Raw genomic sequence first — 21,804 nt, 5'->3', positions numbered from 1 at the left:
GATTGGCTAATTCTTAAAATGGCTTTAAAATCAGATTAATAGTTTAATTTGAGACGCAGGTTGCGCGGGCAATGTAGGTGAACGCAATCAATGGGTTAGGAACTGTATATTACAGCGGCCGGTTCACATGAAGGCCAGATTTTACATCATTTCTCATTTCGCCTTGCTATGCCTCGAGGACACGCGAATACGAGGGATTGCGAGCCGTGAAAAAAGATGCAAGCGGCTAAGAGCGTGGGCATTTTTGTGCGTATAAAAGTAATTTGTTTTACTGTTGACTCGTGCGCTCATTGAGCGTAGATTGGGTATCAAGAGATCAGGAAAACCGATCCGGCGGAACCGGGGACCTAAAGGAGATGCGGCATGAAAATTATCTACTCTGAGCAGGCGCTTGATGTTGAGGTTTATTACGTTGAGCTTGAGCCGGTTTTTAGTTCGGACAGATTAGCGAACCCAGGCCAGCATGACCAATTGGCCGGCATGATTTACGGAACCATTGAAGCAGCGAGAGCGGGGTTGGCGCAGCAGCGGGAAGCTCTCAGAGCGCGAAACATAAATCACGCTGCGCACAACGGCTTTGAGTATCATGAAAAAGAAGCCGACCTCCCTATTTCGGAGCGTGAAATTGACTATGACCTGCCTGCCGACTTGGCTATTTGGGGCGGCTGGGTGGATCGCAGCGACTCAAACGATGACTGATAATCGGGGAAATCATGAAAGCCATTAAGATAAAAATTGCAGGGGCAGAATTTCTTCTGCCTGAATCGGACAGCTACGAATTCCCATCTTATATATTAGCGAATAAGCCACTGATTGAAGCGCACGTAGCCGCTGGCAAAAAATGGTTGACGGATTCCATGACGGACTATTTTTCCGACCTCCCTGACGCTACTGATTTCAAAAGTATTACCGGCATCATTGGGTTTCCATTCGATGCACGCGACCCGAATCTTTACGCGATAGAGCGCGGCATCGATATAGCTTTAGAGATTGAGCTGTGAAAAGCCCGACGGCAGTAATCCATTTCGAAACCCAGCGTGACAATAAAACCCGCTGGGTGCGGCAGGCTCAAGCCGAAAAGATGAAGCTGGCAGAGTGGGTTGAGCAAACTTTAAATCGGAGATGCCATGAAAAACCCAACACCACAGCAGGTAACTGAGCTGCGCGAATCCGTACAGACCAGTCGTAAAATCGGGATAACTGCCGCACAAGATGCTTGCGCCGAGAGCGTACACGCGGGCCGGAGGTCTTGGCAGCAGTGGGAGCGAGGCGACCGCAAGATGCACCCGGCTTTTTGGGAGCTAGCGCAGATAAAACTGGACTCCCCGGCAAAATAGATTGAAAGTTTTTTGGGTTATGTTTTACACAATTTTACATTACCTCTTGCTACACTCAGAACAACACGAAACGAGGGAATGTACTGTGAAACGAACCATCTTGCTCTCTGTCCTGCTATCACTTTCTACCACCAGCACCGCCGCCGTATACCAGTGCAAAGGCGATAAAGGTCAAACCGTTTTCTCTGGCCAGCCATGCGGGGACGACGCTGTGAAGCTGGACCACAACCCAGCGCCGGCACTCGGTGGCTCTATGTTTACTGAGGGTAGCCGTGATTTTTTGGAGGGACGCGCGGTAAAGAGCGCGGTGCACCGACTTGATACCAGAATTAGGCAGCTTCAACTGCAGCAGAAGCGGGCAAAGCGTCAGCTAGATGCGGACATGGCAGAATGGGAGTCTGATAAGTCCAGAGCCAACAACAACCTGGCCGGGGCTACATGGGAAGGCAGCTTGGCGCAGGAAGCAGCGCTGAAGCAGCGGCAGTACCAAACCGAAGTTAGTCGGAGCGACAACGAAATTGACCGCTTGCGGGAGGATCGTCGCCGGCTGCTGGAGCAGTAATCACACATACTGCGTTCCGCTCGGTAGGTTCGGCGCTTCACCTATGATCTGTTCGCCGTCTACCCATGCTTTCCCGCCGGCGGCCACAAGCCCGCCATTTAGTCTCACTGTTTGCCCGTCCCTTCGGGTGGCTAAGCTGGTGCCGTCGCTGTTCACCTGGCTTATGGTGACGGTGTACCGGCCCGCTCGGGTCATTAAGCGCTGAAATCTTGTCCAGGGGTTGACGGTAGCCATTAGTAGTGGTGCCTCTCGATATTGACTGTTTGGGTAACGCGGCCGGTTCCGGGTTGGCCCACTGCAATGCTAACGCCCAGGACGTTTCCGCGCCAAGTGTTCTCCGGCACACGGCTGTCGCGGAATTCCACAACCATGGCCGGCTCGATCAGCCCCGGGCTTCCGCTGGTGGGCAGAACGGTTCCGATGGTTACGATCTCCTGGTTGCCGCCGGCGGCTATCGCGGTGAGCCCTCGCGCCCGGCATTGGTACGCCTCGACGTTCAGGTCGTCGAAGATGTCCGGTGCGGGCTTGTCGCCGGCGGTGCCTTGCCTGACCACATTAATGGCCACGCCTTCTGTAATGCCCGAAACAAAAACGGAGTTGTATTCTGGCCGGGGCTCCCATTGGCTGGCGTAGCCCGTCACCATGGCGTCGGCGATGATGGCGTCGATGCTGCCCAGGGCCATGTCCGGGTAAGCCCAAGGGCCGGCTTGTTTGTAGCGGTGGCGAATGTGGAGCACGTCCTGCTCTCGATCGGGCACAACCACGGCGCCCAGGGCTTCGGCCAGCTCCGCGATCACTTCCATCGCGGTTTTGTCATCCCATCCCCAGGCCCCGGCCGGTATTACGTAGTCGGTCAGCCCTGATTGTATGCTGACGCTGAAACCGGTGTACTGCAGTTGCTCGGTCATCACCTGTACGGCGGTGGTCTGCGACTCGATTCGGCCGGTGCGTTTGGGTGCGTAGGGTGCGGCCAGCAGTTGCGTTCGGGATGCGCCTTTAACGCTGTAGGTTTCTCGGGCGAACCGCTTGTCCAGGCTGTAGCTCTCGATCACGAAGCGAAACTGGTGGCCGTTGATAGTGGCGGTGACTTCCGCAGGGCCGCCGGCGGTGGGGCGGATCTGGTCCATGCTGGCGCGGTTCAGAATGGTGGCGCTCATCGTCCAGGCGAAGCTGTCCGCGTCCAGCCCGATGTTCAGGTCTTTAAACTCCAGCGGTGTGCCGGTGGTCACTTCGATCAAGCTGCTGGCGTTCATGATTCGGTACGTCCTTTTAATGTCGGGCTCGGGCGGTGGCGCCAGCTCGGGCAGGTTGGGCTCTGCTGCGCTGGGGAATTCCACCTCGGTACCCAGCCGGGGCTTTCTGTCCCAGGGGTGGATGGTGCGGCCGTCCAGCGCCTGTTTCAGCGACCAGCCTGGCTCGTTCGGCTGTGCGTCCACGCTTCTGGTCGGCGGTTCTATCTCGATCAGCAGGGCCGCCGGTACCAGCTCAAAATCCACAACCTGGTTGCCCGGTGCTGTGTAGGGTGAAATCTGCAGGTTCAGGGTTCCGTCTTGCTCCTGCTCAACTTCCAGCGCCGGCGGTGGCTGCCAGTTCAGGATGCTGTCGGATGCCCGGTATTCGCTGCGCAGGTTGTGGTCTTTCGGGTCATTCGATGGATGGATCGCCCGGCGGTCTTTCGGCTTCTGTACGTCCCAGGCTTGGTCGCCTTCGCCCTCTCGGTCGTCCTTTGGCTTGAACTGCTCCCAGCGGGCCTGCTCTGCGCTCAATGAGAGCGGGCGGGCTTCGTTGCCGCTGAATGGGTTTTCCCGCTGGTCTTTGGGCGGTACCCGGTCCCATAGCATTGCTCTGGATGCCAGCAAAACAACGCGCGCCTGGTCCGTCCTGTGCGCGCGCCCGCTGCCGTCCTCTGGCCTGCCCTGGTCGAAGTGCTGACTGCGGGTGGCTACTGCCTGCCTTGATGCCTGGGCGCTCTGGTATCGGTAGCCGACGGCCAGCGGGGGCTTGCGATAGACGAAGCCGCCGCCTGCTTCGGCCAGATCGAAGTCCAGCGCCAGCGGGTTGGTGCTGACGCTGTACGGTGCCCCAAGGTCAAGGACGACCGACAGCGGGTTGGTTTCGGCGACGTAGGTCACGGTGCCGGGTCGGGTGTGGTTACCTCGGGCATTATCGGCCCGTGAACCATAGGCCTATAAAATGGCCTGGCGATCATGCTGGCCGTGCCGTATAGCTGACTGGTTTCTGTGTCCACTACCCAGGTCGGCTCATCGACTGGCAGGGCTCCCGCTCCGGTTGTTTCCCAGACATGCCCGTTCGGGGTGGTGGGGTGTATGCGGTCGCCCGCGGCCAGGGTTGCTTCGGGGGTAAATGGCGCGCCGTAGTCGTCAAAGGCCACCACAAAGATCTCTCGCCCATAGCCCGCCAGTAGATCGATGGTGTAGTCGCCGGTTGCTGGGTCGCTGGTGGAATGGCCCAGGCTTTTGCTCAGGTTGACGGTCGTGGCGTTTAGGTCGTGCGTGGTCGGGTCATATCCGAAGGCGCGCACGGTGCGCTTTGCTGGGGTGCCGTCGATCTGGACTGTGCCGGAAACTTTGGACGCATTAATAACTGGATCAGGCTCCATAAAACTATATGGCAGCAGCCTGTATGCGTTTTCGAATGTCAAAACTGATATGCACTTTGTCTTTAATGCCAAATATGCCTCAACTTTATCCACCTCATCCAACGCCAGCTTTCGGTCAAATATTAAAATCTCGTACATGCCGCCTTTGAAATAATTACCAATGCCTTTACCTATAGATGCTCCTGGGTAAGCTGATAGAATCCCCGTTTCCGAGTTTGTTACACTTTGCCCCTCAACTCTTATCAGCGAGCCGTCCAGTCCCCTTACGCCCGACGCAACATAATTTATATACTCTCTGGCATTCAAGTTCGAGATCGGAATTTTCGTATCTGAGCCGAATGTAGAGAGGCGAAAGTCCGCATTTCTATAGCCCATAATCAGATTTTCGGCAGTGCTTGTACCTGAGCCCCCGATTAACCATTGCGTCTCGTATGATGTGGGCGTGTTAAAAAAAGCAAAAAATAGAGAAATCTCTTTCCCAACTAAAGCACTACCGTTAAACGCTAATTCTTGAGCTCCAGAAAACAAAGCGTGTGGCATGTGGCCGTCTGATTTTGATTTGTAGTCAAGCTCGAATCCGGCAGGGGCTGCGAGCTGCTGCTGCCCAACACCCAAGTTCGAAGCGTCGGTTATCTTACCGTCTGCATCTAGCGTTAGAGTGTCTGGCCTCGAAAAATCTAACCATATCAGAGGGTTCAGTCCTTCCGGAGTCCAGTCAATCATCAGTCAGCATCCCCTCGGTTCTGTGTTGCGAATTGGTCTTCTTCTTCCGTTGCTCGGCCCGCCACAATCGTGCGCGCTACCCAGAACGGTGCCTGTCCGCCGTCCGTATTGAAACGCAGGGTATTGCCGCTTACCCAGCCGCTGCTCCAGCCGTTGCTGCGGATTGTGAAATATGGCGCGCCGGTGGCTTCGTTGGTGGGCGCTAGGTCGGTGGCGATGTTGCCAGCGGCGACTACGCCCACGGTTTCGCCGATGACCTCAAAGCTGGTGCTGCTGGTGAAGCGGATGGCCCAGCGCTCTTTAATCGCACCCTGGTTGGTGATTTCGATGGGGCTGCTTACCAGGTTGTATTTCGCCGTGGTGTCGTCGCCAGCGCGATCATCTGCCCAAGCGCCACTCCACGATTTCTGGTGAAAAGCATTGTGTGCCCGGGCGCGTAGGTCGCCGTACAGCAGGGCGGCGCTGGCGATGGTGTCGCCTGCCGTGTAGTCCTGGGACAGCGGAATGTTAAGGCTGATTTGCCCGCCGATTTGTACGTCTGTTGCCAGGCCCATGTCTTCCACTCGGTTGAATACCTGCAGCGGTTCGGTCACGGCGTTGGCTTCGGCATCGATCAGGGCCAGCGGGTCGGCGAACGTCAGGGTGCCGGCGTCGGTGTCCAGGGTGTATTGGTATGCCGCTAGGCGGTTACCGTTTGCACCCTCGATCCAGACTTCGGCTTGGTTCACTCGCGCGAAGTCGATCACTTGGCCCGGGGTGGCGGTGATGATCTCTTGCTGCTGGGTGTTGCTGATCACCACAACGTCGCCCAGGTTGAACTGCGGCACTCGCCCGTCGCTTGGCAGGCGCGTTGCATCCAAGCCCACTAAATCGGCGTCCAATGGCAGGAAGCTGTAGCTGACGGCGCTGTATCGAACGGTCGACGGGTTGATATCGATCTGGCTTGTGGCCACGTTACTCCACTGGACATTGACCAGGCCGGTCTGGGTATCGACAAAACCTTCTGCGATATTGGCGCCTGACAAATTTCCAGCGGTGTCTGCGGTCAGCGTTATGTTGTTGCCTTCGAGATCGGTTGCGTTGACGATTAGGCTGCCTTCGCGCAGGGGTGAGCCAGCGGTGCGAAAGATGGTCTGACTTGCGGGGGCCTCGTTCAGCGTTGTGGCGCAGGCGATCAGGGCCACGGCGTCGCTGCGCCATGAATATGCTGGGTATTCTTGCAACGTTACCAAGCCGGTAGTGTAGTCGATGCTGCCCACAGCGGTGCCCGCGTTGGTTGTGGGCGACCAGTCTTTGATGATGGAGCCGTTGCGGTCAAAATATCGTTTCCCGGCAAAGTCGAAAACCACGCTGTTTGCAATAATGGCGCGCTCGCTTGTGGGCGTCAGGTCGATCGTCATCGGCGGGATCGGCCGCGTGATTGTCTGGATCTCTCCGCCGTCTGCGGGGCTTGTCCACCTAATCGTCGCGGGCTCTCCTGACACGTAAGTTTCTGTTCCGCTCACGGTGCTGGATTCCCATCGGCTATACTGATTTTTATTAATATTCCGGTGGTTGTAGCTGATCCTCGCATCGAAGTTTATTTCGCCGGTTGCGTAATTGACGGTCCCTAGAAGCTGCCCTTGCCAGGATCGCTGCAGCCCGCCGGCGCCATCGTCGGTCAAAGTCGCGTTTACCGTTTCGTAGTTAAAAGTGGAGGTTTTGCCAAACACTTCGTTATAGGTGTACTTAGTGGTTATCCGCTTCAGGGTCACGTCGATGGTGATGGAGCCTTCTTTCATCGCTTCCATGGGGGTGAATGAGGTATCCCCGCCCTCATTAATGACAACTTGTTCGGTTAGCTTTTCCGTTCCTCTCCAATCCGTATAGCTGATGCTGTAATCGCCGTCGGTTGGGGAGGGCGATGGGTCTGGTGATATGAAAATAAGCCCGGTTGCGTAGCTGACGGTGCCGGAGCCATCGCCGGCCAGGTTCCCCTCTCCATCATCGGTCAGTGTGCGCTGCGTGTCGCTGGTGAACCATGAAATAGTGACGCTGTTCGGCGCGATGGGGCGCTTCGGTAATGGGTTGTTGTACCTGTAGTCTGGTGCGCTTCCGCTTCTGTTTACCATTCCGATCGGCATTTTTTGCTCCTTATCCTGTGTAGTTTTCGCCAACTTCTATTCGCACTGTCGGGCTCTGGGGCGCGCTGGTGCCGGCCTCAATAATGGTGCCCTGCTTTTCGCCCCATGCGATGATGATCGCGGTGCCGGAGTCGGGCAGTGCGGCTAACGTGAATGAGGTGGTCCCTGTCGCGTAATCCAGCGTCCCTGTTCCGTCCCCCTCCAGCTCACCTGCGCCCTTGTCCTGCAGCAGATACCAGTTTCCCTGCGCCCGGTATTCGACGGTTAACGTGGCGATGGCGGCCACGGGGTCTGTTTGGTGTACCCAAGTCAGTGATCGGGTTTGCTGATTGACCTCGAGCGCGGCTTGTTTTGTTTGCTGGCTGATCGCGGCGCCTGGTGTGAATGTGATGGTGGTGTTCCGCGCTGTGGTCCCGCCGGTGTAGGCCGCTCTAACTTCGCCGTTCTGGTAGTCCACCACGCTCAGTTCTTCATCCAGGTTGTTGCTTCCGCCGGTGTGCACCAGGCGCCCGCCCTCGTCTTTGTAGCTGCCGTTGTCGCCGCTGATGGTCAGCGACCCGGGCACAATGGCTCGGCCGGTGTAGTAAACGCCCGCCCCGTTGGCGTCTACCGTCACGTTCCGGATGTTTGCCAGCGTGATGGCCTGGGTGCTGGCCGGCCGGATAATGGCCGCCAGGGCTCCGGCTGCCTGGTCGGTGATGGCGTTTTCAGATTGTGCACTGGGTACCAGGGGGGCGAAGGCGCTGGCGACTTTGATAGTGCGATCGCCGACTGCAGCAGGTTCGGCCAGTGGCGATGCGCCCATGTACTTTGCCGCGTCGGCGACCTGGGTTTTCAGGATTTTGGTGCTGCTGATCCGGTTGCCTGTCGGGTGCGGATCGCTGCCCTGGAAGTCCTCACGTAGCGGCTGCGCAAGCTCGATCGCGTAGGTTTTCAATCTGAACTGATAAAAGCTGTTGCCGCGGTCAATCGTGAACGTCTGTTGATCGATTTCGACTCCGGTCACTCGCACGTACTGCTCTGCGCCTGCGGCCAAGTCTTTCAAGACAAAAATCTGACCGGGCTCAGGGTCGCGCTGGTTGCTGGGAAAAGCTAGGGCCTGGACGGCTCTCTGGCCTGCCAGTTGTTTGCCCCAGAGCCAAAAGGAAGACTCGGTGCTGGCGACAACGTAGCTCTCGATTCGGTCTTGCGCTTCGGTGCGCCGGTCGGTGTGGCTGCCTGTGGTGAACAGCAGGGCGTGGACGTTCGGGTCGGTTGGCCGTTCGCTCAGAATGGTGTGTGCGCCGAGCAGGGTGTCCTGGTTGGCGGCGTTGATGTAGAGGTACAGCTTGCGCAGATTCACGCGGCCGTACACGCGGTCCACTCGGCTGATGTCGGGGAACGTGTTATTGACTTGGCCGCTGACAACGATCCGGCCGCTCATGCGCCCGCCGCCGTCGTCGGTGTCGGCCATCACTTCGGATTCGGCGAGTACGATCTGGTCGCTGCTTATTGTCATTGGGTGATCTCCATTAGGTTCACTGTGATGGCGTACTTGTGTGTTGCCCCCGGGTTGGCCAAGCGCCAGATTGGCTCAGCCTCGATAGCAGGTCGGCGGAACATAACTGTGAAGTTTTGGCCCCAAAGCGCCAGTGTCATGACTTGATCGGCCAGACTGGCCATGGCGTAAAGAGCCTTAACCGTTGACCGGTCTACCCACACCTCACGGCCACCGAAGAGAGTGATGGGCCTGCCGTCTTGCCGCTCGTCTTCCTGGACTACTAAAGATCCGGTGAGACTGTAATCGGTGCTGTGCTCAACGGTTGTCCATGCAAATTCGTCCCGCCAGTCCATATCAGGAGGCAGGCTGATAACGGTGGTACCGTCTGTGAGGGTGATCTCGGTTGCCATCAAACGCTCCTGAGGCCGGCTTGTTCTAGTATTCTTAATAGGGCTTGAGGGTCTTCAGTTTGTATTTCGGTTTGGCCACCACCAGGGCTTTGCAGCACTATGGTTTGCCGTGAGCTGGGCTGGCTTTGCTGGTTATTTGTGGTTGTGTTGCGCTGGCGCTCGGAGGCCTGGCGCTCGCGCTCGGCCTGCTCCTGCTGGGCGGCTCGATCGGCGGCTTCTCTTTCACGCTCGTTGTCGGATTCGCGGCGGTTGTTCTGTTCGATAGCGTTGATTTTTTCGAGCTGCTTTAAAGCTTTTCCATAATCTGCCGCTGCGTTGTCGGCGCCTTCTTGCTGAGCTTGCTGTTGCATGTCCAGCAGGCGCTTGCGTTCGGCATCGTATTGCAGGCGCTGGGATTCTTCGGTGTCGCCCTGTATGTCTGCAAGCCGCTGAGCCAGGGAGTTTAGGGTGGATTCTGCGGAGCTGTTCAGGCTTTCGATTTTGTTTCGGGCGGCGTCTATGGCGGCTTGCAGGCCGGAAAGGCGCTGGTCGTCTAGCAGTGAGAATTTATTGGCTGCGCTGTCGCTTAGGCGGGCCAGCTCTTCCATTGAGTAGGCGCCGGCCTGAACCTTCTCCGTCAGTTCTTCTGCAGCGATGGCTTGGTAATAGAATTCCTGCCGGGCTTCTGCTGCCGCCAACCCGACTTCGGTGAACCAAATCCCGAGGCCGTTTATCTGCTCTCGCGCCTTTGCGATCTGGGTGCTGAATCGGTACACCGTCTCCCGTGTCTTTTCTAGGGAAGCGTCCAGGTTCTCGCTGTCTTCTACAAAGGCATCCATGCCCATTTTATTTTCAAACAGATTGCGAGTTGCGGCACTTAACTCGGTAACTGATACTCGTGCTTTGGTCAGAGCTGCGCCAAAAGCATTACCAAGTGCTTCACGGAAAGCGTCGCGCAGCTTTTTCGCTTCTTCAGCGGTTTGTTTGACCTTACCCTTTACTTTGTCGAGGCCCTCCGTTGCGTCGTCAGCTTGATCGGGCACGTCGTCAAGGCCGATATTCAGGTCCAGGCCCTGCAGTTCGGCCATTTTCTGGCGAATGGTCTCAAGCGCAGCATTCGCGCCAACTGCTCCAACTTCGCCAGAATCCTTTAAGCTTTCAATCCGTTCTTTTAATTCATCCAGCTCTTCCTTCGTCTTTGCCGATCCGATTGCGCTGCTGAGATCGGCTTCAAGTTGTTCAGCGGTTTCTTTGGCCTTTTTGCTGATTTCTTCCAGGGCATCTTTCACGCCCTGAGCGCCGAGCGCGCCGGATTCTCCCAGTGATTCAATCTTGGCCTTTATCGCATCAAATTCTTTTTTGTTGCTGACAGACTCCAACGCCTGCGTAAAGCCATCTTCAAACGCCTGCGCCGCCTGCTTACCCTTCAGTCCGGCTTTTTCAATTTCTTCCGCCAGCGTGTCGATTCCGTCAATGGCTTCCTGGGCATCTTTGCTGATGCCTTTCATCACCTTGTTTACATCAACGCCCAGATCCGCAAGCGCTTTTCGCGAAGCTTCAACAGCGGCTTCCTGAGCCGCAATGCGATCTTCAACCAGGGCCTTTACCAGCCTTTCGGATTCAACTTGTTCTTTCGATAGCTTCTGAGCGAGCTTTCCGGACTCCGTGCGCAGCGCATTTTCAGCGGCTATGGCCTCGTTCAATTCTTGCAGAGCTTTCGCCTGAGCCTCGCCAGAGCTTGCATAGTAATCAGCCCACGCTTGGGTGGTGCGACTTACCGCGGTTTCAACCTGGCCTTCCAGTCCGCCAAGCTGTTTCGACAGGGCAGCCATCTGAGCTTCTGACGCGGCCAGTAGCTCTTGTGTTGATTTTTTGGCCTCTTCACCTGCTTCTTTAAGCGTTCCACCGGCTGAGGCGGCAGCCTCTTCCACATCAAAAAAGACACCAACAATATCCTTTCCAGCAGACAGTGTGTTACCGCCCCACTTCAAGGTTGAGTCAGCAAGTTCAGATGTTTCTTTGCGGGCCCGGGCCGCGAGGTCGGCAACCTTTTGGTAGCTCTCTTCGGTGATGGCACCTACGGATTCAAGTGCGCTTGCCAGCTTCTCGGCGCCGGTAAGAATAATAGCAAACTGGCCAGCCACCAATGTTCCGAACGCCGATATCGCCGTCCTCGCGAAGCTGAACACGCCCTTCAGGGTGCTGCCAACGATCGATAGAATGCTTAAAATTCGGTCAAATTGGCCCGCGACATCGCCAGTATCTTTGGACAGCTCGGTTATAAAATCCGCGGCCCTCTCGGTCAGGCGCTTGAACAGCGATACCAGCTTTTCGCCAGCCTCGCTTTGATCGAACAGGTCTATCAGCTTATCGGTAGCCTCGCCAACCACTGGCGCCAGTTCAGAGCCGATGCGCTTGGTCAGCCCTTGCAGCTTTAGGTCAATACGGTTGTAAACATCATTGGCTTTATTGAGCTTGTCCAGCTCAGCATCTGTGTAGATTGCGCCGCCTTTCTGAGCTTCTTCGAATATGGCCTTCAGGCCTGCGGCGTTGTCTTCAAGCAGCGGCTGTAACTGGCTGGCATCGCTGGCCAGTTTTTCCAGCATCGCGACTTGTTCGGACTTGCTGCCAATTTCGCCAATCGCGTTGGCAATGGAAAGCAGTTGCTCATCAGGCTGAAGTTTAATGAGATCTCTAATATCGAGATTGAGGCGGTCAAGTACGTCGGCCGCTTCGCCTGTTCCGGTGGCTGAAAACTCACCCAGGCGCTCGGTCATACTCTTTAGTATATCTGTTACTTTTTCGCCAGACAGTCCCACGCGGTCACCGGCGATACGCCACAGCTGCAACTGTTCGCGGTTTGCGCCAAGGGCGTTGCCGGTGTTGGTGAGTTCGTCAGCAACGGCAGCTTGGCTTCGGGAAAAGATGGACAGGGTGGCAACCGATGCACCAGCTGATGCTAAAAATCCCGCCACCGCGAGACCCGTAACTTTTAAGCTGGTGCCAATCTTGCCCAGTGTTGGGCTGAGTTCCTGCAGGCGCTCACGGAACCCGCTAACCCGATCGCCCGATTCTGCAACATCGTCACCCAATTGCCGGCTGCCATCTGCGGCCGCCCGGGTGCTGTCGCGCATTTCAGTCAGATCGGCTGTTACGCTGCTAATCTCTTCGTCTACGCCGGAAATTTCGCGCTTGATGCGCAACTGCTCGTCAGACAAATTGCTGGTGCTAACTCCAGCGTCAGACAAGCTGGTGCGCAAGCCGTTTAGCTGGACCTGGTTGTTTTGCCAAGCCTGGCCCGCCGCTTTTGCAGCCTGGCGAGCTTTCTCAAATTCTGTGCGCTGCGCTTTTGATGGGTTTTCGGTTTCCGCCAAGGCCTTGCCCAGCTCAGTAGCGCGGGTTTTGGCATCGTCTTGTGCGGCGGCTAATTCTTTTGTTTGACTTTTAAGGTCGGCGAACTGTTTAACCAGCTTCTGTTGATCACGCAGCCCCTTCAGGCTGTCCGCCAGGCCTTCCAGCTTTTCACTGGCTTCGCCGGTATCTTGCCCCAGAGCCTCTAATTCCTTGACCAGCTGGCCAATGGATTTCAGGCCTTCGGTGCCTGCTTTTATCAGCAGTTCAACTTCTTGCTTTTGCGCTGCCATGGGGGCTCCGGGCATAAAAAAGCCCGCACAATGGCGGGCTTTTCAGGTTCTATCGGTTTTCAGGCTGGCTGGGTCAGATCACTTCACGCCGCGCCAGGCGTTCTGCCTGGGCTGTGGTGAGGGTGACCTCCACACCTGCCAGCAATTGAATGCCGTTGTGGCGGTGGGGTTTCTTCAGAGTGGCCTTTACTACGTCACCCTGGGCTGCTTGCGTCTCTTGCTTAGACATATTGCTATTCTCCTGCCTGTCGTTTTGGCTGTGTGGGTTAGTCTACGAATTCGATGGCGTAAGGGCTGGTTTTGCCTTCGGGGGTAATCATGGTGCCCTCAAGCGTGCCAGTCACAAACTCACGAGACATCAGGTCCATTGCCTGTGTGGCACTAAAGGTGGCCGCGAACACCGTCAATGTCACAGGCTTGCCGGTCACCAGGTTGACGCCATCCATTATGATTTGGCGCTTCTTGCTGATCTCGGTTGCGCCAAGTACGCGGTTGCCTTTCGCAGCCAGGGTGTCGTAATCGATGGTTACCGACACGGCAGCCGTATCGTTCAAGGCTCGGATAAGGCCGGTTGCAGATTCGACCTGGTAATCTTCACCAAGCACCAGCACAGTTGAGCCTACAGTTTCTGTCACAACAATGGCTGCGACATCGATGTACGAGTGTGGGAATTTGAGCCACATTCCATTGATTAGTGTGAGCGCCTCACCAGTTGCGGTTTGAACCCCAGCATCGAAAACTTCAACGGTACCCGCCAGCGCATCCGCAAGTAGGTCAGACGGCAGGGAGTCGAAGTCCATGGCGATGCGGGGCGCTGCGCCTGGTAGGTTTACGGAGTCCAGTGCCTGGCCGAAGGTGTCGCGCTCAGAGCTGATACGGGTGATTTCTTCAGGCTGCGGGGGCGTGAGCTCCAGCCGGGGCACGTTAATCGGGCCGGCATATTCGGTGGCGGCGCCGTCAACTATTTTGGCCATATAGATGTTGCCGGCGAAAATGAGGCCTTGGTCTTGATAGGACATGAGGGTTAACTCCAGTTCAGGGTGTTGTACGTCAGGATAATCGGCAGGTAGATCGGGATGATTTTGCTACCGAGTTCTATGTCATCGAGCTGAGCCTCGCCGGCTACGATCTCGACTGCCAGGCCTTTTAGCTTGATGCTTTCAGGCCTGAATACGGTGCGGTATATGTCTTGCAAGAGTTCGTCTTGCCGTGCGCGGTTGCTGGGGCCTCGCTCCAGGTACGCGACAATTTCCACCGTGCGTTGTTGCAATGTTGCGCCACGGCTCTTGGCGGTTACGCGATCACTCAGGTTTCGAATACCCATGCACGGCAGAGGGGTGTGCTCGTCAAAGTACAGGGCGGGGTCTTCATCTTGCACTTCACTAGGAAGATCTGTGGCATAGCCGTTCGCAATGGCAATTTCTTCCAGCCTGGCGATCAGTTCGTTGACTACTTGAGTTGCGATTGCGCTCATTTTTTCAGCTGCTCGTTATAGCGATCAATGAATTTTCCGCTCAGGCCTTCGCCCACAGATTTCACAAAGGCGGGGGTGGCAGCCGCTTGAAAGTGAAGCTTTACACTGTGGCCGGCGGCGGGTGCCATGATGTCTTCACCGGCTTTGCGGCGGCGCGTCCACACGATTTTCCTTTTGCTTTTTGGGTTTACAAAGCCCCATACACGCATCAGCTGCCCTCCCTTGCGGATCCACACGCTTGCGCGGGTGCCGGTGCTGTCGGTGACACGAATAGTGGTTTTCCAAAAACGGTAAGGGATTCGTCGGCTGGTCGGGGCCAGAACGGCAACGGGCTCTTTGTTGGTGGCCCGGCGCAGCGATATTTGCCCGCCAGCTTTAGCGCGGGATACGCCGTCACGGGCTATGCGTTGAGCCAGTTCCTTTTTGCTGTCACGGCCCTGGTCGTTTATTGCAGCCCGGGTAGCGCGGCGAATAGCCTGTGGCATGTTTTCCAGCGACTGCACTACGCTTTCGATGCCGTCTAGTTGTATTCCTAGGCTACTGCGTGCCATTAGCTGGTCACCAGCACTTTGAGGGTCACACCGTTGTCGCTGCCCTCGACCACGCCATCCACGGTGAATGTGCCGCCGAACAAAGCGATGGTGTCGCCGCGGCGGCCCCAGGGGTAGGGCAGCTGTGGCTGAAACAGTTCGATCTGCATGCGCGGTTCGCTCATGGGCCCGGTGTAAATGTTTTCGCGGGTGATGAACGCGAGTACTTCAGTTGTTTCAACAGCGCCGCGCTGCCGGTATTGGGCCGTGCTGCCGATTATTCGGCGGGCTGACACGGCTAATTCGCTGCGGTTGTATCCCGGCTCTACAGATTCAACCACGTACCACATGCCTTGGCGCCGCAGCAGCTGGCCCTGCTGCATACTGGGACGGTAGCGCATCTGCACATAAGTGCTGTCGGCGGCGCGGATTCCGGTTTGCTCGCCGCGGCCAACAGATTTCGGTTCTTGAAAGCCTGCCCACAGGCTGCCAATAATTGGCCAAGCTGGTTGAGCACCTTCGGTGCGAGCAGAATAGAGTGTGGCGCGGTCTTTAAGATTGCCTGCTTGCATGGTTAACCTGCGGGGTGAATGACGTAAGGGGCGAGCAGCATTTCAACGCCAAGCGGAAGCTCGCTCGAAATCGTGCCGATAATGACCCCCTCTCTGTGCGCGTAGTAGTGCGCAACCATTAGCAATATGGCCATGCGGATATCAGGAGCCAATGTGTCACTACCTTTGCTGGCAGTAATGCTAATGCTCATTGCTCGGCGCTGGGTGCTTGGCCAGGCGTTTGGATAGGCCGGGTATAAAGTCGGATAAACGCCACGGTTATCCAGCGTGAGCTCACCAGCGTTTAGCGTTTGTGTGGTACCGGTGGCGTCGGTGTATTCCACGTTAGTTACCGCTTTCACAGGCGTCCATGGCAGCTCAATGGCTTGTCGGTCTGCAGGGAATCTGTCGATAACGTGCCGGGCACCTTCTGTGTAGGCAATGCTTTGGCCTGTGCGCTTTTCGGCATGGCTTATGGCCGCGTCAATCAGTGCTTCGATAAGGCTGTCTTCTTCCGTGAAGTCTTGTTCTACCCGCAGATGGGATTTGGCGTCCGGCAGCGTAATCATTGAGCGTTCCTCGTGCGGACTTAGGCTTTGGGTTCTTTGTCGGTTTCTGGCTCTTTTGGCAGCTGGGTTCCTTTTACGGCCACTCGCTTTTGAATCAGACGCTCGGCTTCTGCTGGTTGAAAACCTGCGATGTCACCGCGAACATAGCGGGTGAATGGGCGCAAAAAGGTGACGATTACATTTTTTGGGCGCGCGGTATCTGTGGCGGCCGGTTCGGCGTTGTTTTCCGGCGCTGCTTCGAGCGTGTTCTTAGTCATGGTGATGGTGTCCTGTTGTGCGAAAGGATGGCGGGCCAGTTCTTGGCTAGCCCGCCAGCTGGTTTTCTGTACTTACCAGATGATGCCGGTACCCAGCACCAGGCCTTCAGGGTGGCGGAAGCCTACGTCATGCTCTGCTACTAGCCGGATCAGCGACTGGTTGCGGGCAAACGCAGATACCAAATTACCGGCGGCGTCTTTGTACGTGGCTTCGCGGCTGAAATCGACGGACATACTTTCACTTTCACCGATCACGACATCGTTCCAATCGGCGAAGTAAATTTCGCTTTCGTTGGCGCCGGCACCGATGTTGTTAGGAATGGTGGTGGTGGACGCGAACGGATAGCCCTTCAGCACTCCCTCATTCATTTCTGGGTAGACTTTGTTGCCGTTTCCGTCGCGCAGGCCGAACAGCTTCATGTAGCTGGTAGGCGATAGAGCCCAGCCTGGACGTACCATCATGCTGTTTGCATTCATCAGCATAAGAATTAGCGCATCAAGGAACGCGTCTATGGTCGCGAGGTTAGCGGTGCCTGACCAAGCCACGGTGCGGCTCGCGGTTTCGGCGGTTTTCTTAAAACCGGTCGGGGTGTTGCTTGTGCCGTCGTCGCGCAGGAAGGCCTTGTCTTCGCGTACGGACTTGGCGTTAAGCATGTCGTTTAGGACCATTTGCTCAACTGAGTAGCCCGCGCGCCCAACCAGCTGGTTGCTCATTGGCACCAGGGTGATCTGGGTCTTGGCGCTTAGCTGCACGTCGTCGAACGCGGATTCAGTTGCCAGCACGTCTGCACCTTCACCGACATAGCCTGAGGTTGCGCCACCGCTAATGCGTGGAAGCGACAGATTGCCATTGGGCAGGGGCATGACTTGCGCGCCGAGACGACGTACCACGGTTTTCGCGCGCAGGAGTTCAACGACTTCATCCGCGATATTGGTCGGCACTATAGCGCCACCGCTGCCTGCGCTGGTTTCGATGGCCATCGCTACGTCGGCATCGTTCAGTTCGTCACGGGCAAACTTAGTGGCAAGCCCCAGGTCCCCTTTACCGGCGGCGATGGACATAACCATGCGAGCGGCTTTGGCGCCGACGTACTGCTTGGCCTCTTTTTTGATGTGCACTGCTGCTGACGCAGCGGCGCTGTTACCCAAGGCGCCCAAGGCGTTTACCGGCATGGCGGATGCAGCAGCCATGCGCTCGGCGCCTTCCAGGCGTTGAATTTGTTGGGTGATTTTTTCGAAGTCAGTGGTCAGGGCGTTAAAGCTCTTCAGCTGCTCTTCGTTCAGATCGCCTTCTTTGGCCTCAACCTCTGCCAATGCTTGTACTTTGGCGTTGATTTCGGCGCGGTTGCGGCGGAGTTGTTCAATAGGCATGGGTATTTCCTCTTTCTTTCAGGCATAAAAAAAGACACCAGACGGTGCCTTTAGGGTTTCAGCTCCGCCGCGTGGCTAGAGCTGGCAACGGGTTTCCATGGCACGGGCTTGTGCGGTGATTCGCTTGCCTTGGGGCTGGGTGGCTTGCCTGTATTTCGCGGCAAGTGCATTGACGGCATCTTGAGCTGGGGCAATTTCGTCGATCAACTTCAAACTCAGTGCTTCAGCTGCCGAGTACAGACGGGCTTCGGTGGCAACGATGGCCGCAACATCCAAGCCTCGATATTCAGCAACCGACGTTGTGAACATGTCGTAGGCGGCATCAAGGCGGCGGCTGATCTCCTGTTCAGCTTGATCGGTTATGGGCTCGTGGGGTGATGCGTCATTTTTGTGCCCACCGCGGAAGTAGGTGTTAAATTTAATGCCGGCGGCTTCTTCAGCCCTGCTCATGTCGTAGGTTTCGATAATCACGCCTATGGATCCGACCATGGCTGTGGGACTAGCGACGATGCGGGTACATGCAGCAGCGAGAAAGTAGCCGGCAGAGCAGGCGGCAAAATTGATCAATGCGGTGATGGGCTTTTCGCCGGCCACCAATCTAATGTAATCGGCCGCTTCTTTGCAGCCCATTGCAGAACCGCCGCCGGTGTGAAAATCCAACACGATCTCCTGCACCTGGTCATCACGGCGTACGGCTTCGATTTGGTTACGCAGCATCTCGTAGGACACCAACTCCTCGCAGCTTTGAGTGATTTCGCCTCGTCGCGGAACCAGAACACCATGGACCGGGATAACCGCCAGCTGGCCGCTGGTTTTGTGGGTTTGGCTGGAGCGCTGTTCATCGTCTGCCAGCGCTAGCGGGGCTGTGTCATGTGCAGAGTCTGAGGCTTTGCCCAGCAATCGCGGCTCCAATACGGATTTGATGGCGTTCACTAGAGCGGGGGTGGCGAACAGCGGAACGCCGAACACCATTGCGGCTACGTGTGGGTAGTTGATCATGCGCGACATAGAAGTTCCTCAATGTTTTTCATTTGATCCGGAGTGGCGTTTAAGGTGTTAGCTGCTTTGCCGGAGTCGGACATGTTCAGGGGCGTTAAGTAGCGGTCGCCGCCGGTGATGGGCGACATGTTTTCAAGACGGCGGATATCGTTCACTGATAACCAGCCCCAATTGCGGCCGATGGCGTAGGCTTCGTAACGGGCTTTTTGGTCACCACGCAACAGGCCGGAAACGTTGAATTCTATGTAGAGGTTTTTGCGTTCGGATGGCAGCAGCAGGTCGCGCATCATCGCCGCTTCGTGACGCTTGATCCAAGCCATCAGGGTATAGATGACATAGCCCAACGACATTTGTTCGATACCAGAGCCCCATGAGGAGCTTTTATCTTGATGCTGGACCATGTGTAAGGGGATTTTGTACAGCCTGCAAATTTCGCCGACGCCGAAGTTCCGTGACTCCAGAAGCTGGGCTTTTTCATTATCCATGGCTAGTTGCTTGTAGCTCATGCCTTCTTGCAGCAGGGCGACGCTGAATGCGTTGCGTAGGCCTCCACCGTGACGCTCGTTGAACTTTTCTAGAAGTCGGTCAACTTTGCTTTGGTCGGTAATAGGTGCCGCTGTATCTGGCCGCTCGATGACGCCAGACATAGTGGCTCCGCGTTGAAATACCGCAGCGGCGTGGTGTTCGGTGGCCAATGCCAGGCCGATAGAATCTGCGTTAGTCGCGATGGGAGACAAGCCCACAAAGCCGTCTAGAGAGAAGGCCTTGATGTGGTGCACCATGCGCATCGGAAGTATTTCGTCAAACTCCAACAGGTTGTAATAGGGCAGGCCGTCCTGGCCTTTCAGTACTCGCACTTTTTTCGGGTGGATTGGGATCAACTCTTTAACGTAGCCGCTTCCGTCGCGATCTATTAGGGCAATGTGGTTACCCTCAATGCCCAGGTTGCCTTGCGCCTGTTCGTAATATTCAAACGTGGTGTCTTTTTTGTTTGGCTGGCTGTGGATGACGTCGTATAGCGGGTGGTCTGTAGCGCGTTCGCGGCCGCCTTTACTGTCTTTACGATAGAGTTCGCATGGCAGCTGCGCCACGGATTCCGCAAGCAGAGTGACGCAAGCCCGCAAGGCCGCCAAGGCCAGAGCACTTTCAGTGTTTACTTGGGTGCCGGCGCGGCTGGAGTGGCCACCGATTGAGCTAATCCAGGTGCTGAAGTCGTTGCCGCTGGCTTTGATGTTGGCGGATTTGAAAAAGCTTGGTAAAAACATTAGCTGCTGCCTTTTTCGCGTTGGGTAAAGTCACGAACGGCCATGGCGCGAGCGGCCATGAATGACCAGCCCAGGCAAAGAAAACCGCCGGTGATGTAACCGGCAGGCTCGTACACCAGCCAAGCGCCAAAAGCGATCAGGGCAGCACCGGCCAGGCCAATAAAGAATGTGAGTGCGTTCATCAGCATGTAACGTCCGACGTGTCGTAAATGGATTGTTTGGGCTTTTCGGTGTCGCCAAGCATTGCCCGGCCCACGGCCATTATTAGGGCTACGGCGCCGTCAATTTTGTTGTCGTTGCCTTGCTTTATGGGCCTTACCACGTCGTCGTTGCCGGCGATGTGTTTGCCAATCACGTTACCAATACACCAGTTCATGATCGGGTTACCGTCGTGATGGAATCGGCCGGACTCTATCGCGGCCTCCAGCTCCTTCATCGGGTCGCTTAAGTTGGTGTAGTTCTGCGAGATCGTGATGGGCTGTAAGCCTTCGTCCATCATTTGGTGCGAGAGGTTCGCTGCGCCGTGTGGGTCAATTGGGCAGCCCACGCTGGGGCTGTGATGGTGAGCGGAAACAGCGGCTGCGAGGATTTCCCGGTAATCCACTTCGGCGCCTTCGGTGGCAGTAAGGTGTCCGGTGTTCACCCACTTTCGGTACCGCTCCGCTTGCTTCCTGTTATCGCCCTGCCAAACGGTGTCTTCGGGCACCCAGAACCGGGGAGCCACACAGTAGTAGTGGCGCCTGCCATCGATGTCTTGTTTGTACAATCGAACCTTGGCGGTTAAATCGAGCTTCCGCGCCAGGTCAAACGACATGATGCTTTCCCAGCCTTCGAACTGGTCCAGTGCCAGACCTTTGTCTTCGCAGCGCTTCCAGCTTTCGAGGTTAAAGAAGCCGTCTTTTGCCGACACCCAAATGTTCAGGTGTCGAGTTTTAAACTTGTTGGCGAATCGCGCCAGACGTTTGCCCCGGCTCTGCTGCGACAGCAGAAAGTCTTCGTAAACTGAAACGCCATAGTTAGGGTTGGCTTTTCGCAGCGCCAAGGTGCTGGTCCAGTCGTCTTCCGGGTCAATAGTGTAGATCAGCCCGAACAGTTCGTCGTCTTCATTGCCAACCGCGCCATCAAGCATTTCCACAACACGGGTGTGCATGTCGAAACAAGGGCTTTCGATATTGTCGCCAGCGGTGGTGATTGCCAGCATTAGTCCCTGTCGACGTGCGCCCATGCCGGTCAGCATGGTGTCGTACAATCCAGAATCATCGTGCTCGTGAAATTCGTCAACGATACCCAGGTGCGGACTGGATCCGTCGCCAGGGTCGCCGATTACAGGCTCAAATACCGATCCGTCAAGCAGCGTAAGCTTTTTGGCCCAAGGTATAAGGCCAAAGCGGCTGCGGAGATTCGGTAGCGCTTTCGCCATTTGCAGGGCAGGCTGGAAAACCTTCCAGGCTTGGTTCTCGCTGCCTGCGCCGCAGTAGACCTCGGCGCCACGTTCGCCGTCCCCAACCAGCGCGTAAAGGCCAACGCCGGCAGCGATAATGCTTTTGCCGTTTTTGCGTGGGACGCAGATGTAAGCTTCGCGGAACCGGCGTAGCTTGTCTTTTTTGCGAGTCCAGCCGAACAGCGTCGAGAACGCAAACAGCTGCCAAGGCTCCAGCACGATGCGTCGCTGGTGCAATGGGCGCTTGGCCCATTCGCCCTTGGTGTGCACGAGTAGCTGTATGAATTTACAGACCCGCTCGCCTTTGTCTCTGTCAAATCGGTAGGGGTAGGCTGGGTCTTTCTGGCTTTTTAAATCATCAATGTGACGCTGGCATGCTGCCTGTGTGATGCGCGCCGCGGGAATTCTGCCGGCCACCACGTCGCGGGCATACTTCGTTGCCGCGTTGACGTTCGGGTATGTGGCCATA

At 56.4% G+C, this 21,804-nt stretch carries 22 protein-coding genes; 4 read left to right on the top strand and 18 right to left on the bottom strand.

Features of this window, described 5'->3' with window-relative positions; all coding sequences use genetic code 11:
- Positions 1–363: 363 nt before the first annotated feature.
- The 4 genes from MIH18_RS23845 (at position 364) to MIH18_RS23830 (ending at position 1,899) form a co-directional block, all read left to right on the top strand.
- The gene (locus MIH18_RS23845; RefSeq protein WP_249014856.1) at positions 364–699 is read left to right on the top strand and encodes a hypothetical protein; all 336 of its coding nucleotides are present in this window, start codon (positions 364–366) and stop codon (positions 697–699) included.
- 14 nt (positions 700–713) lie between these two features.
- The gene (locus MIH18_RS23840; RefSeq protein ID WP_249014855.1) at positions 714–1,001 is read left to right on the top strand and encodes a hypothetical protein; all 288 of its coding nucleotides are present in this window, start codon (positions 714–716) and stop codon (positions 999–1,001) included.
- Positions 1,002–1,127: 126 nt separating this feature from the next.
- A complete protein-coding gene (locus tag MIH18_RS23835; RefSeq protein WP_249014854.1) occupies positions 1,128–1,337 on the top strand; it encodes a hypothetical protein in 210 nt (69 codons plus the stop codon).
- An 85-nt stretch (positions 1,338–1,422) separates the two neighbouring features.
- A complete protein-coding gene (locus MIH18_RS23830) occupies positions 1,423–1,899 on the top strand; it encodes a DUF4124 domain-containing protein (protein ID WP_249014853.1) in 477 nt (158 codons plus the stop codon).
- A 233-nt stretch (positions 1,900–2,132) separates the two neighbouring features.
- Here the strand turns inward: MIH18_RS23830 and MIH18_RS23825 are convergent, their stop codons facing one another.
- The 18 genes from MIH18_RS23825 to MIH18_RS23740 all read right to left on the bottom strand — a co-directional run bounded on the left by MIH18_RS23825 (position 2,133) and on the right by MIH18_RS23740 (position 21,803).
- Complete coding sequence (locus tag MIH18_RS23825) at positions 2,133–4,031, bottom strand: hypothetical protein (protein WP_249014852.1); 1,899 nt, start codon at positions 4,029–4,031, stop codon at positions 2,133–2,135.
- Complete coding sequence (locus MIH18_RS23820) at positions 4,028–5,242, bottom strand: hypothetical protein (RefSeq protein WP_249014851.1); 1,215 nt, start codon at positions 5,240–5,242, stop codon at positions 4,028–4,030. Before MIH18_RS23820 ends, MIH18_RS23825 begins: the two co-directional genes overlap by 4 nt.
- Positions 5,242–7,365, bottom strand: a complete 2,124-nt coding sequence (locus MIH18_RS23815; protein ID WP_249014850.1) for a hypothetical protein — start codon at positions 7,363–7,365, stop codon at positions 5,242–5,244. The genes MIH18_RS23820 and MIH18_RS23815 overlap by 1 nt, the downstream gene beginning before the upstream one ends.
- Before the next feature lie 10 nt (positions 7,366–7,375).
- A complete protein-coding gene (locus MIH18_RS23810) occupies positions 7,376–8,863 on the bottom strand; it encodes a hypothetical protein (RefSeq protein WP_249014849.1) in 1,488 nt (495 codons plus the stop codon).
- The gene (locus MIH18_RS23805) at positions 8,860–9,255 is read right to left on the bottom strand and encodes a hypothetical protein (RefSeq protein ID WP_249014848.1); all 396 of its coding nucleotides are present in this window, start codon (positions 9,253–9,255) and stop codon (positions 8,860–8,862) included. The genes MIH18_RS23810 and MIH18_RS23805 overlap by 4 nt, the downstream gene beginning before the upstream one ends.
- Entirely contained in the window at positions 9,255–12,878 is a 3,624-nt protein-coding gene (locus MIH18_RS23800; RefSeq protein ID WP_249014847.1) for a hypothetical protein, read from the bottom strand. Before MIH18_RS23800 ends, MIH18_RS23805 begins: the two co-directional genes overlap by 1 nt.
- A 73-nt stretch (positions 12,879–12,951) precedes the next feature.
- The gene (locus MIH18_RS23795) at positions 12,952–13,107 is read right to left on the bottom strand and encodes a hypothetical protein (RefSeq protein ID WP_249014846.1); all 156 of its coding nucleotides are present in this window, start codon (positions 13,105–13,107) and stop codon (positions 12,952–12,954) included.
- 37 nt (positions 13,108–13,144) lie between these two features.
- Positions 13,145–13,897 carry a hypothetical protein gene (locus tag MIH18_RS23790; RefSeq protein WP_249014845.1) on the bottom strand — a complete coding sequence of 251 codons (753 nt, stop codon included), beginning with the start codon at positions 13,895–13,897 and terminating at the stop codon, positions 13,145–13,147.
- Between the two features lie 5 nt (positions 13,898–13,902).
- Positions 13,903–14,352, bottom strand: a complete 450-nt coding sequence (locus tag MIH18_RS23785) for a hypothetical protein (protein WP_249014844.1) — start codon at positions 14,350–14,352, stop codon at positions 13,903–13,905.
- Complete coding sequence (locus tag MIH18_RS23780; protein WP_249014843.1) at positions 14,349–14,903, bottom strand: hypothetical protein; 555 nt, start codon at positions 14,901–14,903, stop codon at positions 14,349–14,351. The genes MIH18_RS23785 and MIH18_RS23780 overlap by 4 nt, the downstream gene beginning before the upstream one ends.
- The gene (locus tag MIH18_RS23775; RefSeq protein WP_249014842.1) at positions 14,903–15,454 is read right to left on the bottom strand and encodes a hypothetical protein; all 552 of its coding nucleotides are present in this window, start codon (positions 15,452–15,454) and stop codon (positions 14,903–14,905) included. Before MIH18_RS23775 ends, MIH18_RS23780 begins: the two co-directional genes overlap by 1 nt.
- Positions 15,455–15,456: 2 nt before the next feature.
- Positions 15,457–16,002 carry a head-tail connector protein gene (locus MIH18_RS23770; RefSeq protein WP_249014841.1) on the bottom strand — a complete coding sequence of 182 codons (546 nt, stop codon included), beginning with the start codon at positions 16,000–16,002 and terminating at the stop codon, positions 15,457–15,459.
- A gap of 20 nt (positions 16,003–16,022) precedes the next feature.
- Positions 16,023–16,259 (bottom strand): hypothetical protein, encoded by a 237-nt coding sequence (locus tag MIH18_RS23765; protein WP_249014840.1) that lies wholly within the window; start codon positions 16,257–16,259, stop codon positions 16,023–16,025.
- Positions 16,260–16,331: 72 nt separating this feature from the next.
- The gene (locus tag MIH18_RS23760) at positions 16,332–17,630 is read right to left on the bottom strand and encodes a phage major capsid protein (protein WP_249014839.1); all 1,299 of its coding nucleotides are present in this window, start codon (positions 17,628–17,630) and stop codon (positions 16,332–16,334) included.
- A gap of 75 nt (positions 17,631–17,705) precedes the next feature.
- A complete protein-coding gene (locus MIH18_RS23755) occupies positions 17,706–18,638 on the bottom strand; it encodes a S49 family peptidase (protein ID WP_249014838.1) in 933 nt (310 codons plus the stop codon).
- Positions 18,626–19,894 (bottom strand): phage portal protein, encoded by a 1,269-nt coding sequence (locus MIH18_RS23750; RefSeq protein ID WP_249014837.1) that lies wholly within the window; start codon positions 19,892–19,894, stop codon positions 18,626–18,628. Before MIH18_RS23750 ends, MIH18_RS23755 begins: the two co-directional genes overlap by 13 nt.
- The gene (locus MIH18_RS23745) at positions 19,894–20,082 is read right to left on the bottom strand and encodes a hypothetical protein (RefSeq protein ID WP_249014836.1); all 189 of its coding nucleotides are present in this window, start codon (positions 20,080–20,082) and stop codon (positions 19,894–19,896) included. Before MIH18_RS23745 ends, MIH18_RS23750 begins: the two co-directional genes overlap by 1 nt.
- Entirely contained in the window at positions 20,076–21,803 is a 1,728-nt protein-coding gene (locus MIH18_RS23740) for a terminase TerL endonuclease subunit (RefSeq protein ID WP_249014835.1), read from the bottom strand. The genes MIH18_RS23745 and MIH18_RS23740 overlap by 7 nt, the downstream gene beginning before the upstream one ends.
- Between the last annotated feature and the right edge of the window lies 1 nt (position 21,804).

It is taken from the genome of Marinobacter sp. M3C, assembly GCF_023311895.1.
Lineage (GTDB): Bacteria > Pseudomonadota > Gammaproteobacteria > Pseudomonadales > Oleiphilaceae > Marinobacter.
This window is presented reverse-complemented; position numbering and strand designations above follow the sequence as displayed.

Coding starts and splice junctions, on each gene's coding strand:
- MIH18_RS23845 (WP_249014856.1), top strand. CDS start 364: ATGAAAATTATCTACTCTGAGCAGGCGCTTGATGTTGAGGTTTATTAC.
- MIH18_RS23840 (WP_249014855.1), top strand. CDS start 714: ATGAAAGCCATTAAGATAAAAATTGCAGGGGCAGAATTTCTTCTGCCT.
- MIH18_RS23835 (WP_249014854.1), top strand. CDS start 1,128: ATGAAAAACCCAACACCACAGCAGGTAACTGAGCTGCGCGAATCCGTA.
- MIH18_RS23820 (WP_249014851.1), bottom strand. CDS start 5,242: ATGATTGACTGGACTCCGGAAGGACTGAACCCTCTGATATGGTTAGAT.
- MIH18_RS23815 (WP_249014850.1), bottom strand. CDS start 7,365: ATGCCGATCGGAATGGTAAACAGAAGCGGAAGCGCACCAGACTACAGG.
- MIH18_RS23810 (WP_249014849.1), bottom strand. CDS start 8,863: ATGACAATAAGCAGCGACCAGATCGTACTCGCCGAATCCGAAGTGATG.
- MIH18_RS23805 (WP_249014848.1), bottom strand. CDS start 9,255: ATGGCAACCGAGATCACCCTCACAGACGGTACCACCGTTATCAGCCTG.
- MIH18_RS23800 (WP_249014847.1), bottom strand. CDS start 12,878: ATGGCAGCGCAAAAGCAAGAAGTTGAACTGCTGATAAAAGCAGGCACC.
- MIH18_RS23795 (WP_249014846.1), bottom strand. CDS start 13,107: ATGTCTAAGCAAGAGACGCAAGCAGCCCAGGGTGACGTAGTAAAGGCC.
- MIH18_RS23790 (WP_249014845.1), bottom strand. CDS start 13,897: ATGTCCTATCAAGACCAAGGCCTCATTTTCGCCGGCAACATCTATATG.
- MIH18_RS23785 (WP_249014844.1), bottom strand. CDS start 14,352: ATGAGCGCAATCGCAACTCAAGTAGTCAACGAACTGATCGCCAGGCTG.
- MIH18_RS23780 (WP_249014843.1), bottom strand. CDS start 14,903: ATGGCACGCAGTAGCCTAGGAATACAACTAGACGGCATCGAAAGCGTA.
- MIH18_RS23775 (WP_249014842.1), bottom strand. CDS start 15,454: ATGCAAGCAGGCAATCTTAAAGACCGCGCCACACTCTATTCTGCTCGC.
- MIH18_RS23770 (WP_249014841.1), bottom strand. CDS start 16,002: ATGATTACGCTGCCGGACGCCAAATCCCATCTGCGGGTAGAACAAGAC.
- MIH18_RS23765 (WP_249014840.1), bottom strand. CDS start 16,259: ATGACTAAGAACACGCTCGAAGCAGCGCCGGAAAACAACGCCGAACCG.
- MIH18_RS23760 (WP_249014839.1), bottom strand. CDS start 17,630: ATGCCTATTGAACAACTCCGCCGCAACCGCGCCGAAATCAACGCCAAA.
- MIH18_RS23755 (WP_249014838.1), bottom strand. CDS start 18,638: ATGTCGCGCATGATCAACTACCCACACGTAGCCGCAATGGTGTTCGGC.
- MIH18_RS23750 (WP_249014837.1), bottom strand. CDS start 19,894: ATGTTTTTACCAAGCTTTTTCAAATCCGCCAACATCAAAGCCAGCGGC.
- MIH18_RS23745 (WP_249014836.1), bottom strand. CDS start 20,082: ATGCTGATGAACGCACTCACATTCTTTATTGGCCTGGCCGGTGCTGCC.
- MIH18_RS23740 (WP_249014835.1), bottom strand. CDS start 21,803: ATGGCCACATACCCGAACGTCAACGCGGCAACGAAGTATGCCCGCGAC.